Here is an 18,080-nt window from a genome sequence, read left to right on the forward strand (position 1 = left end):
TTATTTCTTAACACTTTTTTTAACATTTTTTTTTGTAGTTAAAAAATTACGTGTTACTTTTGAGTGTAATTAACTAAATTTTAAACAAAAAAAATTAAGTATGAAACATCTTAACAAGATTTTAGTTGCTGTAATGATGGCGATGGGCTTAAGCTCTCAAGCACAAGACAGTAACAACCCGTGGGCAATCTCTTTTGGAGTTAATGCCGTAGATACTAAAGCAAGTGCTGGTGGTGGAAATGGATGGTTAGACCAACATTTTTCTCAGCCATTCGCTGTTAAAGACAACTGGAATATTCTTCCTTCTCTGTCATACATAAGCGTATCTAAGTATCTAGGAGATAATTTTTCCTTCGGAGTTCAAGGAACTGTAAATAAAATTGATAAACTTGTTAGGTTTGCCCCCACTGAAGCAGGTAGTGATTCAAGAGGATATGTAGTTAGTAACCCTGGAGACTTAATGTATTACGGTATTGATGCTACGGTTAAATATAGCTTTATGAATCTAGTCAATTCTAAAGTTATTGATCCTGCTTTATCTGTTGGAGGAGGTTATACTTTCTTAGGCGATAGTAGTTTTGGAACATTAAATCCTGGAGCCGGACTTACTTTCTGGTTTAGCGATAATATTGGTTTAGAGCTTGCTACTAGATATAAAAAGGCATTTGGAGAAGGAGAATTTGTTAGATCTCACTTCCAGCATACAGCGGGTCTTACTTTCAAATTTGGAGGAAAAGATACTGACGGAGACGGAATATACGACAAAGACGATGCTTGTCCAGAGGTTGCAGGTTTAAAAGAATTCAACGGTTGTCCTGATACTGACGGAGATGGAATTATCGATGGAAATGATACTTGTCCAGATGTATTTGGTTTAGCAGCATTAAACGGTTGTCCTGACACTGACGGAGATGGTATTGCTGATAAAGATGATGCTTGTCCAGATGTATTTGGTTTAGCTGCATTAAACGGTTGTCCAGATGCTGATGGAGATGGAATAACTGATAAAGATGACAAATGTCCTAAGGTCGCGGGTCCAAAAGAAAACGCAGGTTGTCCTTGGCCAGATACCGATGGAGATAGTGTTTTAGATAAAGATGATAAATGTCCAGAAGTGAAAGGGACTGTTGCTAACAAAGGATGTCCTGAAGTATCAAAAGAGGTTATGATGCAATTAAACGAGTACAGTAAAACAGTCTTGTTTGATTCTGGAAAATCTAGCTTCCAAAAACAAACTTACCCAGTTTTGGTATCGATCACTGATATCTTGAAAGAATACCCTTATTCAAAATTCTTGGTTGAAGGCCATACTGATAGTGATGGTGCTAACGAAATGAACCAAATATTATCTGAAAACAGAGCTGCGGCAGTTAAAAATTACTTAATTGAAAATGGTATTAAAGCGGATAGATTAAAATCTACTGGCTACGGCGAAACAAAACCAATTGACACTAATAAAACGTCTACTGGAAAAGCACATAATAGAAGGGTTGAAATATCTTTAATAAAAGAATAAACTTTTTAAAATATTTATTAAAAACGCCTCGATTTATCGGGGCGTTTTTTTGTTTAAAGGCAAAACAATTCTCTTTAATATGAAATCAGGGGCTTTTAATAGACGATTACTGCAACAAACTTTAAAAAATAGGGAGATGGCGCGATAAAAAAAAATTTAAATAATTTTCATCGATTGACTAAATAGCGAGTTAAAACAATTATATTGCTTCTAAAATTATCAGTTTTGATGAACTTATTTGTAATACTTCATCCGTTGATTCAATCGAATGTTTATTTAATTTTGGAAAGTGTATTTTTTGGACTTAGAAAAGTGAACTTTGCTATTTTTCGAATTATTTGCTGACTAAGCAAAAAATCCTTGGTCAAAGATTTTATCAGATCGACTAATATTTATTATGTACTTCCCATCTTTAGCCTTCTTAAAAAGAAGTTGAATACCAGCAAAAATAAAAGTAAAAACAGAAATACTTCCGAAATTACTATCAGTCTTGATACAACATTCACATGGTAAAAAAATCGGGAATTAGAGAGGCTTATTTGGAAGTAATTGATATTTTAATTCATAAAAAAAGCATCTATTTGGTAGTTTTAGCTGACGTAATACCGCTGAAGAAAAAACAACGCAGGACCAATATTTTTTTGTTTTTAATCAGAATAGAACTTTTTGGGAACTTCATCATTTTTCTTGACTTAGCGATTAAATCGGAAAATTATTTTTCAATTAAGAAATTCATTGCTTTTTTTACGTAAAATTAGTTAAATTGCGATCAAAAAAACAAGTATGAAACATCTTAACAAGATTTTATTTGCTGTAATAATGGTGGTGGGAATAAATTCGCACGCACAGGAAATTAATAAGCAGTGGACCTTCTCTTTTGGAGTTAATGCTATAGACACAAAAACAAGTGCTGGTGGTGGAAATGGGTGGTTAGACCAACACTTCTCTCAACCATTAGCAGTTAAAGACAACTGGAATGTTCTCCCTTCTCCGTCTTTTATCAGTATATCTAAGTACCTTTTTAATAATATCTCATTCGGAGTTCAGGGTTCTATAAATAAAATTGACAAAGCAGTTTACTTTAAACCAGCTGCTGAAGGTCATGACTCAAGAGGTTATATTGTTAGTAATCCGGGAGACTTAATGTACTACGGAATTGATGCTACTTTTAAATACAGTTTTATGGGGTTGATTAAATCAAAAGTGATTGATCCTACATTAAACTTTGGAGGAGGTTATATATTCTTAGGGAAAGACAGTTATGGAACTATTAATCCTGGAGCAGGCGTTACATTATGGTTTACTAACAACATAGGTCTATCTTTTGAAACTGCTTACAAAAAATCTTTTGGAAATAGAGAAGATCAAAAAGGATTTATTGATTCTCCATCACATTTTCAACATACTGCAGGTTTTACGTTCAAGTTTGGTGGAAAAGATACTGATGGAGATGGAATTTACGATAAAGATGATACTTGCCCCGAAGTTGCTGGTTTAAAAGAATTCAGCGGTTGCCCTGACACTGATGGAGATGGAATTATCGATGGAAATGATATCTGTCCAGATGTATTTGGTTTTGCCGTATTAAATGGCTGTCCTGATACTGACGGTGATAGCGTTGCTGATAAAGATGATGCTTGTCCAGACGTATTTGGTTTAGTTGCTTTGAAAGGTTGTCCAGATGTTGATGGAGATGGAATAGCTGATAAAGACGACAGATGTCCTACCGTTCCGGGTTCAAAAGAAAACACAGGTTGTCCTTGGCCGGATACTGATGGAGATAGTGTTTTGGATAAAGATGATAAATGCCCTGACGAGAAAGGTCCGGTTGCTAATAAAGGATGTCCAGAGGTGTCAAAAGAGGTTATGATGAAATTAAACGAGTACAGTAAAACTATATTGTTTGACTCGGGGAAATCGAGTTTCAAAAAACAAACTTATCTAGTTTTAGTATCAATCACTGATCTCTTGAAAGAATACCCATATTCAAGATTTTTGATTGAAGGTCATACTGATAATGATGGTGCTAACGGAATGAACCAAACTTTATCTGAAAACAGGGCTCACGCCGTCAAAAATTACTTAATTGAAAATGGCATTAAAGCTGACAGATTAGAGCACTATGGTTATGGTGAAACTAAACCAATTGATACTAATAAAACTGCTCTAGGAAAAGAACACAACAGAAGAGTTGAAATTTCTTTAATAAAAGAATAAAACTTTTAAAATATTTATGAAAAATGCCTCGATTTATCGGGGCGTTTTTTTTTTTGAAACAACACACTCTTTCTTTTTTAGAAATACTACTGTAATATTTTTAAATAATTGATAGTAAATTTCCAATTATTTACATTATTTGAAGTACGTGAAACACATTTAATTTGTCAAAAAGGGAGGGCTGGGGCTCGATACAGATGATATTTACTTAATAATCAGTTTGCAATTAATACCAGCTTTTATCTATTCATACGTTAAAAAAAACGGAATACCAGAGTTGACTTATAAGGAAGTGAAAGCCGCAATAATTTTTGAAAATCAAGAACAGAAATGCAACATCTATTTGTTAGTTTTAGCGCAGGTAACGGGGCTAAAAATAAAATAAAATGAAATCAAAGTTTTATAGTTTTAAATCATGCTGAAATTTATTGAAATATCGACGAAGCACTCCATAAACAGCCTAATATCAGTAAATTATTTTGTAGTTAAAAAATTACTTATTACTTTTGTGCCCAATTAATTAAATTACAATAAAATAAATAAACATGAAACAACTTAACAAGATTTTAATTGCTGTAATGATGGTGATGGGCTTAAGCTCTCAAGCACAAGACAGTAACAACCCGTGGGCAATCTCTTTTGGAGTTAATGCCGTAGATACTAAAGCAAGTGCTGGTGGTGGAAATGGATGGTTAGACCAACATTTTTCTCAGCCATTCGCTGTTAAAGACAATTGGAATATTCTTCCTTCTGTATCATATATCAGCGTATCTAAGTATGTAGGAGATAATTTTTCTTTCGGAGTTCAGGGAACTGTAAATAAAATTGATAAACTTGTTAGGTTTGCCCCTACTGAAGCAGGTAGCGATTCAAGAGGATATGTAGTTAGCAACCCTGGAAACTTAATGTATTATGGTATTGATGCTACGGTTAAATATAGCTTTATGAATCTAATCAATTCTAAAGTTATTGATCCTGCTCTATCTGTTGGAGGAGGTTATACTTTCTTAGGCGATAGTAGTTTTGGGACAGTAAATCCTGGAGCCGGACTTACTTTCTGGTTTAGCGATAATATTGGTTTTGAGCTTGCAACTAGATACAAAAAAGCATTTGGAGAAGGAGAATTTGTTAGATCTCACTTCCAGCATACAGCGGGTCTTACTTTCAAATTTGGAGGAAAAGATACTGACGGTGATGGAGTTTATGATAAATATGATGCTTGTCCAGAAGTTGCAGGTTTAAAAGAATTTGACGGTTGTCCTGACACAGATGGAGATGGAATTATCGATGGAAATGATACTTGTCCAGACGTATTTGGTTTAGCTGCGTTAAACGGTTGTCCTGATACTGACGGAGATGGAATTGCTGATAAAGATGATGCTTGTCCAGATGTATTTGGTTTAGCTGCATTAAACGGTTGTCCAGATGCTGATGGAGATGGAATAACTGATAAAGATGACAAATGTCCTACTGTTGCAGGCCCAAAGGAAAACGCAGGTTGTCCTTGGCCAGATACCGATGGAGATAGTGTTTTAGACAAAGACGATAAATGTCCAGACGAAAAAGGGACTGTTGCTAATAATGGATGTCCTGAGGTAACTCAAGCAGACTTAGATGCAATTAGCTTAGAAGCTAGATCAATTTTCTTTAATACTGGTAAATCAACATTTAAATCTGCAGATGTTCCAGTAAGATTAGAGTCAATTGCAAAAATTCTTAAAAACTATCCTAAAGCTAGCTTTGTGGTAGAAGGTCATACAGATAGCGTTGGATCAGATAAAGCAAATCAAAAACTTTCTGAAGCGAGAGCTAATGCGGTTAAAGAGTCTTTGATTTCAAATGGTGTTGCTGCTATGAAGATCAGTACTATTGGTGCAGGAGAATCTACTCCCATCGCAACTAATGCTACTGCAGCTGGTAGAGCTGAAAACAGAAGAACAGAAGTGAAATTAGTAAAATAATTTTTTCTAAAATATTTATAAGAAACGCCTCGATTTATCGGGGCGTTTTTTTTATTTTTATGAAATGATAAACACTTCTTTTTTAGATAAAATTGCCCAAGTTTTAATTGAAAATCACTCCGGAGAATTGTCCAATATGATAGTGGTGTTACCTAATAAAAGGGCTAAAATATTTTTAATTGAAGCTCTTAAAAAGCAAGTTGAGAACAACATCCTCGCACCAGAAATAATTAGTATTGAAGACTTTATTCAGGATATTTCAGGCATACGTTCCATTGATCCAATTGAATTGTTGTTTGAGTTTTATGAAGTTTATTTGTCCGTTACTGAAAAATCAAAGCAACAATCTTTTGAATTGTTTGCTAATTGGTCAAAAACATTACTGCAAGACTTTAATGAAATCGACCGTTATTTATTAGACCCTACTCATGTTTTGTCTTACTTAAAAGATATTGAGGATATCAAAAAATGGGGAATTGAAGTGGAAAATAAAACTCAACTGCTCGAAAACTATATCGATTTTTGGAAATTATTACCCAATTATTATCAATCGTTGTATGCACACCTGCTCAAAAAGGGAGTAGGTTACCAAGGATTAATTTACCGCCAAGCGGTCGAGAATCTAAATCATTTTTCGAAGTCGATAACTCCAAAGCAATATCTATTTGCGGGTTTTAATGCATTGAATGCCGCCGAAGAAAAAATAATACAACATCTGATTGCTGCTGATCAGGCCAAAATTTATTGGGATGTCGATAAAACGTTTCTTAATGATCCTTATCACGATGCAGGATTGTTTGTTAGGAGGTTTAAAGAGAGTTGGAAACATTACAAAACGAATCCTTTTGAATGGATTGTAGACGATTTTTCGCAAACTAAAAATATTCAGGTTATCGGGACGCCAAAGACCATTGGTCAGGCTAAAATTACCGGTAGCATCATTGAAAACATCGTCAAGGATAATCCAGATACAACTTTAGACAAGGTTGCGGTTGTTCTTGGAGAAGAAAACCTTTTGGTTCCGCTTTTATATTCATTGCCATCAACAGTTGGCGCTTTGAATATTACCATGGGTTATTCGAGTAAAAACAATCCTGCCCAGATATTGATTGCGAAGATGTTCAAGCTGCATACGAATGCCTTGTCCAGAAACGCAAAGAACTATGTCTTGTACTATAAAGATGTGTTAGACATATTGACCCATCCATTGGTAGAACCTTACTCGAAAACAGCTGGTTTAGTAAATATTATTAATCAAAATAATTACACCTTTATAACCCATCACAAATTGATGGAGTTAAATCCCGATCCTAGTGACTTGTTTCGTCTGCTATTCGAAAAATGGGAAAAAGGTTCGATCCCCGTTTTAGAAACGGTATCAAAGTTATTATTAACGATTAAAGACAATTTGAATAATGAGAATGAAGAAGAAAAAATTACAAAAGCCTTTGTTTTTGCTATTTTTAAAGTAATCAATAAGTTGATTAACTATTACTCTCAGCATGAACATATTGATAAAATTGATACACTGCATGCTATTTACAAACAGGTAATTGATCTTGCTGAAGTTTCTTTTGAAGGCGAGCCGCTCAATGGTTTACAAATCATGGGGGTTTTAGAAAGTAGGGTGCTTGATTTTGATACCGTTATTGTTACTTCAATGAATGAAGGGAAATTTCCGGCAGGGAAATCGCAGAATTCTTTTATTCCCTATGATGTGAAACGCGAATTAGGTTTGCCTACTTTTAAAGAGAAGGATGCAATTTACACCTATCATTTTTACCATTTGTTGCAACGAGCCAAGAATATTTATTTGCTTTACAATACGGAAAGCGAAGGACTGGATGCAGGAGAAAAAAGTCGGTTTATCACACAGTTAGAAGTGGAGAAACAACCTAACCATAACTTAACCCACGAAATATACAATGCCGTTTTGCCTGAAACGGCTTATAAGCCTATGGTAATTGAGAAATCAGAAGCTGTGATGGCCCGCTTGGAAGAAATTGCGACTGTTGGTTTTTCTCCTTCTGCTTTGACTAGTTATCTTCGGAATCCAATTCAGTTTTATTTCCAAAAGATTTTACGCATTCGGGAAGTCGAAGAAGTCGAAGAAAATATTGCCTTGAATACCCTAGGAACTATTATTCACGAAACTTTAAAAGCCTTGTATGAGCCTTTCATTGGGAAGTTTGTTTCTGAACAGGATATTCAAAATTGCTTTAAGCAAATAGATGCTGAGGTTTTAAAGCAGTTTAAAGCAGTTTATAAAGAAGGAGAGATTAAAAAAGGGAGGAACTTATTGGCTTTTGAAGTTGCGAAACGTAATGTTTTCAATTTCTTGAAAGTAGAATTAGAATGTGTTAAAGCCGGTGATGCAATCAAAATTCTTGCCTTAGAAAAAACCTTTGAACGTAAATTAGAACATCCAAGTTTGGCTTTTCCTGTTTTGATAAAGGGAAATGTCGACAGAATCGAAGAGCGCAACGGAACCATTCGGATTATCGATTACAAAACGGGTAAAGTGGAGAAAGCAAGTGTAACCTTGAAAACCTGGCGAGGATTGACGGAAGAGATAAAGAATGACAAAATAATACAGGTTTTGGCGTATGCCTATATGTATGAAACCGAGGCTAAATCAAGACCAATAGAAGCCGGTATTATTTCTTTCAAAAACTTAAAGTCTGGATTTTTGCCATTTAACTTTAAAGAAGAAAAAGAAGCAAACATGATCATTAATGAAGAGGTTATGACTAATTATCTCGAGCAAATTGTTTTGTTGTTAAATGAAATATTGGACGTGAATATTCCGTTTGAAGAGAAAATATAGGGTTTTAACATCAAATCTAGTTAAGCGATTAAAGTAATTTCATTGGATTTTCTTAAAAAATTGTAATAATACTTTGGTCAGTTCGTCCTGGTTTTCAATGTGTGACATGTGTCCGTCAGGGAAAGTGACTAATTGCACTTCGGTATTTTCAATTTGTTCTTTGGCTTCTTCATATGCTACAATAGGATCTTTTTTACCAAGGATAAGCATTTTTGGATAGGGACTAAGGTGTAATAAAACTTCTCTGTCTGATCTTATTTTCATGCCTTCAAGTGAAGCTATAATCGCTTGAAGTGGTGTTTTTAGAGCTTCTTTTTTTGCGTTCGCGATTTCTGCAACAAGTCTTTCTCGATTGTTTTCGCTGAATAGATTGGCTATAGCCAAACTGACAAAACCGATATAACTTTTCTTTACAGCGATAATGGCACGATCTCGGTTTAATTGTCGTTCAGTACTATCGGCTCTGGCAGTCGAATTCAATAGAACTAGGCCTTTTACATTTTCAGGATACAATTCGGCGAAAGCCAAACCCACATAGCCGCCCATGGAGTGGCCAACGAGAATCGCTTTGCGGATATGCAACTCAGCTAGTACTGCATGAACCGCATCAGCATTGTCCTCCATACTGTGCACATAGCCTTGGCATTCCGTATGTCCATGACCCAACAAATCAATGGTAATAACGCGGTTTTTTTTAGAAAACGCCTCAACGTAATTGTCCCACATTTTTTGGTTTTCTAGAAATCCGTGTAGTAGAACTATCGCGGTGCCTTTTCCATTATCAGAATAGGAGATACTTGTATTTTTAAATTGTATGTTTTTCAAAAGCTATAATTTGCAGTAGCAAAAATAATTTTTAATAGTGAAAATGAAAATTAAAACGGCTCACATTTTAGCAGATCTTGCTAATTGAAGTTAAAAACGATTATCTCCATCTAATAAATTACCTAAACCTCCTAATACACTGCCTTCTCCACGGCTACTTCCTCCTGCTTTTGGTGCGGAAGCAATGATTCGATCTGCTAGGCGGCTGAAAGGCAAGGATTGTATGTAGACAGTTCCAGGACCTCGTAGGGTTGCGTAAAACAAACCTTCTCCGCCAAAAACAGAATTTTTTATGCCGCCAATGAATTCGATGTCATAATCTACGTCTTTAGTGAAGCCAACAATACAGCCGGTGTCTACTTTTAGTATTTCCCCAGCTCTTAATTCTTTTTTTGCTAAGGTTCCCCCCGAATGCACAAAAGCCAGACCGTCACCTTCGATTTTTTGCATGATGAATCCTTCACCTCCAAAGAAACCACGGCCTAATTTTTTGGAAAATTCAATCCCTACGGAAACTCCTTTTGCTGCACAGAGGAAAGAACTTTTCTGGCAGATGAATTTTCCTTGGAATTCAGTTAAGTCAATAGGAAGGATTTGTCCAGGATATGGCGAAGCAAAAGAAACTTTGCCCTTAGTATTGTTTTGGTTTATGAAAGCGGTCATGAAAAGACTTTCGCCTGTGAGCACTCTTTTTCCTGCATTTAGTAATTTGCCAAACAGACCGTATTGCTGCTCAGATCCATCGCCAAAAATAGTTTCCATTTGGATATTATTATCCATCATCATAAAACTTCCTGCCTCGGCGATAACGATTTCTTGTGGATCTAATTCTATTTCTACATATTGCATTTCTTGACCGAAAATCTGATACTCTATTTCGTGTGCTTTCATAATTTAGTTTTTTTGATTAGTTGGGCCTGACGTCAAAATGTTACATATTTATGATTTATTTAAGGTTTTTTCGTAAGGGATAATAGCGAGCATCCCGACCCTGCCGGAGTTTACGGAGGCGCGATGCGCCCAAGGAATTGTTTAATTTTTTTAGCGTTTAATTGTTGAGTTGGTCGAGAGAATATTGGGGCATAAAAAAACGGCTCACATTACTGCGAACCGTCTTTATTCTTTTCTCTTTATTCTTTTTTCTAAATTAAGAATTCATCAAGCTTTCAATCTCGTCTACTTCAATAGGGATGTTGCGCATTAAATTAAACGGTTCGCCAGTTTCCTGAATCACGACATCGTCCTCAAGGCGAATTCCAAAACCTTCAGCAGGAATGTAAATTCCGGGCTCTACAGTGAAGACCATATTGGCTTGCATTGGTTCTGTAAGTATTCCGTAATCATGCGTGTCTAGTCCCATGTGGTGCGAGGTTCCGTGCATGAAGTATTTTTTATAAGCAGGCCATTCTGGGTTTTCGTTCTGAACATCGGCTTTGTCTAGCAATCCTAAACCTAATAATTCTGAAGTCATAAGCTTGCCCACTTCGATGTGGTATTGTTTCCAAAGTGTTCCGGGAGTTAGCATCTTGGTTGCTTCATTTTTTACTCTCAAAACAGCATTGTATACGTCTTTTTGTCGGTCATTATATTTACCCGAAACTGGAACGGAACGTGTCATGTCACTTGAATAATTTGCATATTCTGCACCAACATCCATTAAGATTAAATCCCCCGCTTTACATTGCTGGTTGTTCTCGATGTAATGCAATACATTGGCACTGTTTCCAGACGCTATGATTGGAGTATATGCGAAACCTTGCGAGCGGTTACGTGTAAACTCGTGGATGAATTCGGCTTCAATTTCATACTCCATCACATTCGGTTTTACGAAAGATAAAATACGTCTGAAACCTTTTTCGGTAATGCTACAGGCTTGTTGTATCAAATCTAATTCTTCACTTTCTTTTACGGAGCGAATGCGTTGCAGGATTGGGTTGCTTTTTGCGACAGCATGTGCGGGGTATTTATCCTTCCACCATTTCACAAAGCGCGCTTCACGAGTTTCCGTCTCTACTGATGCACGATAATGCTCATTAGTATTGATGTAAATAGTATCGGAATGTGTCATCATTTCGAACAGTATTTTTTCAAAATCTTGCAACCAATAAACTGTCTTAATTCCAGAAACGGCTAAAGCGCGTTCTTTGGTGAGTTTCTCACCTTCCCAAACTGCAATATGGTCATTCGTTTCTTTCAGGAATAATATTTCTCTTTGATGTTCATAAGGAGCGTCAGGGAAAAGCAGTAAAATACTTTCCTCTTGATCTACACCGCTTAAATAAAAAATATCTCGATCCTGTGCGAAAGGCATTGTGCTATCGGCGCCAATTGGATAAATATCATTAGAGTTAAAAATGGCAACGCTTTTCGGCTTCATTTGAGCCAAGAATTTCGAGCGATTTTTTATAAATAAGTCACGGTCAATTTGGTGGTATTTCATAGTAATTTGAGATTTACGTTTAATATCTCAAAAATACTAAGATTAAATCGTTTGAGGTCATCAATATGGCAATATTAAATAAAAAAACACAAAACACATCAGTTTAAAATATTGCGTTTAAACCGATGCGCTTTGTGCTGAACAAAAATCAAATTTATTTAAAACTGAGCGGCTTCTGTAGAGTCTTTCATGGCAGTTGTTGAAGATTTCCCAGTAGTAACGGTGTTTTGTACGGCATCAAAGTAGGATGTTCCTACGAAGCCTTGGTGTTTAACGGCTCTAAAACCGTGTTTTTGTAACGCAAACTCTCTTTCTTGTAATTCAGAATATCCAGCCATTCCTCGTTCTTTATACGCTTTAGATAATTCAAACATACTTGTGTTCAAAGCATGAAATCCAGCTAAGGTTATGAATTGGAATTTGTATCCCATTGAAGCTAAATCTTCCCTGAAGGTTTCCATCTGTGCAACAGACAATTTTGCAGCCCAATTGAATGACGGTGAGCAATTGTAAGCTAACATTTTACCTGGAAATTCTTTGTGAATTGCATCTGCAAATTGTTTTGCATATTCTAGATCTGGATTGCTGGTTTCCATCCAAATTAGATCAGCGTAAGGCGCATAACTTAAACCTCTGTCGATTCCCTGTTGTACCCCACAATTCACATGAAAAAAACCTTCAGATGTTTTCTCTCCCGTAATGAATTTTGCGTCTCTGGGATCAATATCGCTTGTTAATAAATTAGCGGCATCAGCATCCGTACGAGCTATAATCAAAGTAGATGTTCCCATAACATCTGTTGCGAGTCTGGCTGCGACCAACTTGTTGATGGCTTCCTGTGTAGGAACCAGAACTTTTCCTCCAAGATGACCACATTTTTTAGCAGAACTTAATTGATCTTCAAAGTGAACTCCTGCAGCGCCTGACTCAATCATCGATTTCATTAATTCGAATGCGTTTAGATTACCCCCAAAACCCGCCTCGGCATCAGCTACTATAGGTACTAAATAGTCTTTTTTATTTACTTCCCCATTTACAACTTGAATTTGGTCTGCACGCAACAGTGCATTGTTGATTCTTTTCACAACTAAAGGGACACTGTTTGCAGGATATAAAGATTGGTCAGGGTACATTTCTCCTGCAACATTAGCGTCTGCAGCAACTTGCCATCCGCTTAAGTAAATAGCTTCTAGACCTGCTTCCACTTCTTGGATGGCCTGATTTCCGGTTAATGCCCCAAGTCCTGCAACAAAATCTTGAGAATTAAGTTTTCTCCATAGTTTTTCCGCTCCAATTTTTGCGATGCTGTGCTCTATTTTGTATGATCCTTGTAGTTTTACAACTTCTTCAGCAGTGTATGGACGTTCGACACCTTTCCATCTAGGGTTTGATATCCAGTCAGCAACTAATTCTTGAATTCTTGTTTCGGTAGTTTTCATAATTTTTTTTTAATAGTTTTTTGGTTGGTGGTTTTTTAAATGTATTTGTAGCCAGGAATAGTTAGAAAGTCTATAAAATTTGGATTCACGACTAGTACGTCTAATAGTTGTTCTGCCAAATTGTATTTTCCCTTTTCGTGATTCTCCTCACCAACTAGTTTTTTTATTTTTTCGAATTCTTCCACTGCTAATCGATGGTAATAATTGTTGGTCAGTTTTTTGTCATTGTCCAACTTGACTTCGTTTTGTAGCCACTGCCATAATTGGGATCTCGAAATTTCGGCTGTCGCCGCGTCTTCCATTAAATGATGTATTGCTACCGCACCTTGTCCGTTAAGCCATGAAGCCAGATATAAAATAGAGATACTGATGTTTTTCCTGACACCTTCCTCCGTAATCGTTCCCTGAGGCACTTCTAGCAGCTCCTTTTCGGTCACTTGTATGTCACTTCTTTTTACATGAATTTGGTTTTTTGTCGGCATGCATTTGTTGAATACATCCAGCGCTAATGAAACCAAATCTGGGTGCGCCACCCAAGTCCCGTCATGTCCGTTTTTTGCTTCGCGCTCTTTGTCAGCAATTACTTTGTTGAAAGCAATCGTATTTGCTTGCTCGTCATTTTTTATCGGAATTTGAGCCGCCATTCCGCCAATAGCATGTATGTTGCGTTTATGGCAACGTTGAATCACCAGTTGTGAATAGGCACTCATGAAAGGAGAAGTCATTGATACTTGATCCCTATTTGGAACAATGAATGCTGGGTTGTTTCTTAGCTTTTTGATGTAAGAAAAAATATAATCCCATCTTCCGCAATTGAGACCCACGATATGGTCTTTCAATTCGAAAATTATTTCGTCTAATTGAAAACTGGCTGTTATCGTTTCGATTAAAACGGTGGCCTTGAAAGTCCCGTTTTGCTCCCCTAAATATTCTTGCGTAAATTCAAAAACATCATTCCACCATCTCGCTTCCAGATAATGCTCTAGTTTAGGTAAATAAAAATAGGGTGCAGATCCGTTTCTTGTTAGTTCTTCGTGATTGTGAAAAGCATACAATCCGAAATCTATCAGGGATCCCGAAGCTTGCTCTCCATCTATCAAAATATTTTTTTCCGACAAATGCAGTCCTCTTGGTCGGACAATTAAAACTGCCGTGTCTTCATTTAAGGAGTAAGTCTTGTTTTTTATAGGGTCTTCAAGAAAGATTGTTTTGTTTACTGCATCAATCAAGTTTTGTTGGCCAGTCATTAGGTTGTTCCAAGTTGGTGAAGTGCTATCTTCAAAATCAGCCATGAATGTTTTTGCACCCGAATTCAAAGCGTTGATGACCATTTTCCTGTCAACGGGACCGGTTATTTCTACTCTTCGGTCTAATAAATCTTGTGGTGTGGACGCAGCGCTCCAGTTGCTTTCACGAATACTTTTTGTTTCAAGTGGAAAAGAAGGTAATGCGCCGGCATCAAATAATACTTGTTGTTGTTTCCTTTCCTCTAATAACAAAAGTCTTTTGTCGTTGAATTTCTGGTGCAATGCAGTTAGGAAATCAATAGCCTTATCCGTCAGTATTTCAGGATATTTTTGGTTTGTTTGAGCTGAAAATTTGAAATTTTTTACGGATGTTTCAGGTAGATTTGTCATGGTTAATTCGTTTTACATGACAATGTTACGAAAAGTATTTTACAAAACAAGCGAACGTACGCTAAAAATACAAAAAACTTTTTTTACGAATTTTATTTTTTAAACTATCTTTGAAATATGAATGTAGAAAAAGAGTATATTAAATTAATTTTTGGGCTAAAGCTCAAGCAGGCTCGTACCGGTAAGAATCTGTCTTTATTTGGACTGGCCAAAATAACGGAGCTTTCTAAGTCCTATTTGAATGAAATAGAAAAAGGTAAAAAATACCCTAAAACGGATAAGATTATTCTTTTGGCGGAAAAGCTAGAAGTTTCGTACGATCATATGGTCTCTTTGAAGCTAGATAATAATTTGGCTCCAATTGGGGAGATTTTAAAATCGGGTATTCTCAAAGAGATCCCCTTGGATATTTTTGGGATTCAGGAAAACGACCTTATTGATATCATTGCAAATGCCCCTGCAAAAGTAAATGCGTTCATAAGTACCATTATTGAGATTGCACAGCATTATAATTTGACCAGAGAAAGTTTTTTTCTGGCTGCCTTACGTTCATATCAGGAAGCGCATAATAATTATTTTGAGGACTTAGAGCAAAAAGTCTTAGACTTCTCCAAAGCATTTCAGATTAATATAAACACTAAAATTTCTATAGAAGACTTAACTGCAGTGCTGACCGAGGAATATGGCTATACCATTCAGGAAATTGCCTTTTCGGAACAAGAGGAATTAGGGGATTTAAGATCCATATATGTGCCTAAGAGCAAAACCTTGTTGCTTTCTGTAGATATCGATTCTCAGCAAAAAGCGTTTATTTTGGCAAAAGAAATTGCTTATAATTATCTTGAAATAACGGAAAGGTTGTACACATTCAGTTGGATCAAGTTTAAGAATTTTGATGAGGTTCTAAATAATTTCTATGCCTCTTACTTTGCTGGAGCCTTGTTGATTCCACGTAAACAGTTGGTGAGTGAGCTTAATTTATTTTTGGCCAAAACAGATCCTAAGCCGCAAGAAATGATTCAGTTGATGAGCCAGTTTAACGTTTCCCCAGAATCTTTTTACCAGAGGTTAACGAATATTTTACCAAAGGACTTTCAATTAAAAAATATTTTTTTCCTTCGTTTGTCTCATAGAATAGGTGCAGAAACCTATCAGATTAAAAAGGAACTGCATATTACTAATCAGCAGGAGCCACACGCTAACGAAATGAATGAGCATTACTGCCGTAGATGGGTTTCAGTAAAAACAATTGTAGAATCTATAAAGCAAAACAAAAGTCATTTTTTTGATGCTCAAATTTCGCGCTATGAAAACAGCGGTAATGAGTTTTTGGTTTTTTCATCAGCTACAGAAGACCCGTTCAAAAAAGATTGTTTGAGGAGTATATCCGTTGGGATTTTGATTACGCCCGGGATGAAGAAAAAATTTAAATTTATTGACAACAAATCACTAAAAAAACAAATTGTGGGGGTGACTTGCGAAACCTGCGCCGTCAAAAATTGCGAAGAGAGAGGTTCTCCGCCAATTCAACTAGATCTTAAAATCCGAAATGAAAACACAGATTTGATTGTTCAAAAATACATGGCTAAATTTAGCTGATCAAACTTATTTTAAAGAAAAAACCTCGGTTGATACTTATTACAATCGAGGTTTTTCTGTTTTTAGTCAATCCATTTGTAGTATCGTGCGCCTAATAGGTTTGAAATTTCAGTTTCTATTCGGTCTAAAACCCATTCATTTTGTGGAGTTCGGATACTTTGATTATACTCTTTTTTATGCAACTTTTCGTAGGTTTCAAAATCAATTTCAAAACTACTTTTTAAAGTTTCAAATAAACTGCATTTAGCTACCGCTTCTTTCCAATTATCTTGAATAGTACCTTCGAAAACTTTTGATTTAGAACCGCTACCATAAGCTAAGAATCCAAATTTAAAGTTAGCTATCTCTTGGTTAGTACCATGAAAATGAGCTAAAGTAGATAGTAATCCCATAAAGATAGAGCCTGTGTATAAATTCCCTATCAAGGAAGAGGCCAGTTCCGCAGGTACTAATTTTTCAGCTACAAAATTTATATATTCGTCAGATTTGCTGATTGCTTTAAGCTTATTTTGGTACTCAGTGGCATCTTCATTTCCTATGATTATTTTTGTTTCCGAATCTAATGCGTAAATTTCAGATAGCATTCTGCGGCCCTGAAAAGCATAAGGCAAATGCATGATGATACTTTTCCAGGAATTATAAATGGTTTCGTTCGTTTGCTTTAGTTTTTTGAATGAAAAATAGGCATTCCGAGTTCTTTCCATATAACATTGATTCGAATATTGGCCATCAAAAACGGGTTGCTCTTTGTGAATTTCAATCTCGGATTCTAAATTATCAAACCAAGGTTCGTTAGTATCTTTTCCGGTAATAGCTTTTTTTGAGATTGTTCTGGATGGTTTGAAAAAGTCAAAAACGCCTTTTGTACTTGTCGCCCAATTGTTGTCAAAAGCAATAATTCTGGGGTTCGCGGTAATGAGCGTCGCTAACGCTCCAGCGCCTTGTGTGTATTCTCCGGTTGAGTTTAAATCGTATTTTGCTAAGTCTGTAGTGACGACAATCGCTTTTTTTGTAGGATTTAATTTTATGTAATCGATGCAATTTTGCATGGCATCAACGCCTCCAATACAGGCAAAAGTAAAATCGACTACGTCACATTCAGACAAGCAGTTTTCTCCGAATTTCTGCTCCATTAAACCAACTAAAAAGGAGCTTATGGGTTTTGAACTGTCAACACTACTTTCTGTTCCGACATATATACGTGCGATTTCGTTCAGATCAATGTTGTTATCTTGGATTAGTTTTGTCAATGCATTTGCTCCAAAAACCACCGGGTCTTGGTGAGAATCGGCTAAAGTCATTTTTAATAGTCCGAGGCCTTTTTCTAGCTTTTCGGGTTCAATGTTTCTGGCTTTCGCCAAAGTTGTAATGGGTAAATGTATTTTGGCAACGTCAAAAGAGATGCAGTCAATTCCTATTTTCATATTGAATTCATTTTAGCCTGTAAAGTTAAAATCACTTGGGTATAAAGCAATTTTTTAAACTAACAAAACGTCTCTTTTTTGTGTTTTTGTTAATTCGGAGGGAAATAGTAAGTATAATTATGGTATTGCTAATTCTAACTCTTTTTGCGATGTTGATATTGCTCATTGTCTAAATTCTTATTTAAGACTTTTTTA

Annotated in this window: 11 protein-coding genes; 5 read left to right on the top strand and 6 right to left on the bottom strand. The window is 36.1% G+C overall.

Features of this window, described 5'->3' with window-relative positions; genetic code table 11:
- The first annotated feature begins 100 nt into the window (after positions 1 to 100).
- From ACEN2H_RS03005 to ACEN2H_RS03020, 4 genes are all read left to right on the top strand, one after another.
- Positions 101 to 1,516, top strand: a complete 1,416-nt coding sequence (locus tag ACEN2H_RS03005) for an OmpA family protein (RefSeq protein WP_441730270.1) — start codon at positions 101 to 103, stop codon at positions 1,514 to 1,516.
- A gap of 783 nt (positions 1,517 to 2,299) precedes the next feature.
- Positions 2,300 to 3,733, top strand: a complete 1,434-nt coding sequence (locus ACEN2H_RS03010) for an OmpA family protein (RefSeq protein ID WP_441730272.1) — start codon at positions 2,300 to 2,302, stop codon at positions 3,731 to 3,733.
- Between the two features lie 545 nt (positions 3,734 to 4,278).
- Positions 4,279 to 5,694, top strand: a complete 1,416-nt coding sequence (locus ACEN2H_RS03015) for an OmpA family protein (RefSeq protein ID WP_441730274.1) — start codon at positions 4,279 to 4,281, stop codon at positions 5,692 to 5,694.
- 64 nt (positions 5,695 to 5,758) lie between these two features.
- Complete coding sequence (locus ACEN2H_RS03020) at positions 5,759 to 8,521, top strand: PD-(D/E)XK nuclease family protein (RefSeq protein WP_441730276.1); 2,763 nt, start codon at positions 5,759 to 5,761, stop codon at positions 8,519 to 8,521.
- Between the two features lie 39 nt (positions 8,522 to 8,560).
- On the opposite strand, the gene ACEN2H_RS03025 is transcribed toward ACEN2H_RS03020, so the two are convergent.
- From ACEN2H_RS03025 to aceB, 5 genes are all read right to left on the bottom strand, one after another.
- Positions 8,561 to 9,346, bottom strand: coding sequence for an alpha/beta fold hydrolase (locus ACEN2H_RS03025; protein WP_441730278.1), 786 nt, complete (start codon positions 9,344 to 9,346; stop codon positions 8,561 to 8,563).
- A 90-nt stretch (positions 9,347 to 9,436) separates the two neighbouring features.
- Positions 9,437 to 10,237 carry a TIGR00266 family protein gene (locus ACEN2H_RS03030; protein WP_441730279.1) on the bottom strand — a complete coding sequence of 267 codons (801 nt, stop codon included), beginning with the start codon at positions 10,235 to 10,237 and terminating at the stop codon, positions 9,437 to 9,439.
- 256 nt (positions 10,238 to 10,493) lie between these two features.
- Positions 10,494 to 11,786: an aminopeptidase P family protein gene (locus ACEN2H_RS03035; RefSeq protein ID WP_441730281.1), complete on the bottom strand. Its 1,293-nt coding sequence runs from the start codon at positions 11,784 to 11,786 to the stop codon at positions 10,494 to 10,496.
- A gap of 158 nt (positions 11,787 to 11,944) precedes the next feature.
- Positions 11,945 to 13,225: an isocitrate lyase gene (gene aceA / locus ACEN2H_RS03040; RefSeq protein ID WP_441730283.1), complete on the bottom strand. Its 1,281-nt coding sequence runs from the start codon at positions 13,223 to 13,225 to the stop codon at positions 11,945 to 11,947.
- A gap of 35 nt (positions 13,226 to 13,260) precedes the next feature.
- Positions 13,261 to 14,862 carry a malate synthase A gene (aceB, locus tag ACEN2H_RS03045; RefSeq protein ID WP_441730285.1) on the bottom strand — a complete coding sequence of 534 codons (1,602 nt, stop codon included), beginning with the start codon at positions 14,860 to 14,862 and terminating at the stop codon, positions 13,261 to 13,263.
- A 117-nt stretch (positions 14,863 to 14,979) separates the two neighbouring features.
- Here aceB and ACEN2H_RS03050 point away from each other — a divergent pair, with 117 nt between their 5' ends.
- Positions 14,980 to 16,461, top strand: a complete 1,482-nt coding sequence (locus tag ACEN2H_RS03050; RefSeq protein WP_441730287.1) for a helix-turn-helix domain-containing protein — start codon at positions 14,980 to 14,982, stop codon at positions 16,459 to 16,461.
- A gap of 62 nt (positions 16,462 to 16,523) precedes the next feature.
- Here ACEN2H_RS03050 and ACEN2H_RS03055 read toward each other — a convergent pair whose 3' ends face one another.
- Positions 16,524 to 17,885 carry a hydroxymethylglutaryl-CoA synthase family protein gene (locus ACEN2H_RS03055; protein WP_441730289.1) on the bottom strand — a complete coding sequence of 454 codons (1,362 nt, stop codon included), beginning with the start codon at positions 17,883 to 17,885 and terminating at the stop codon, positions 16,524 to 16,526.
- Between the last annotated feature and the right edge of the window lie 195 nt (positions 17,886 to 18,080).

The organism is Flavobacterium sp. W22_SRS_FP1 (assembly GCF_052113685.1).
Taxonomy (GTDB): Bacteria; Bacteroidota; Bacteroidia; order Flavobacteriales; family Flavobacteriaceae; genus Flavobacterium.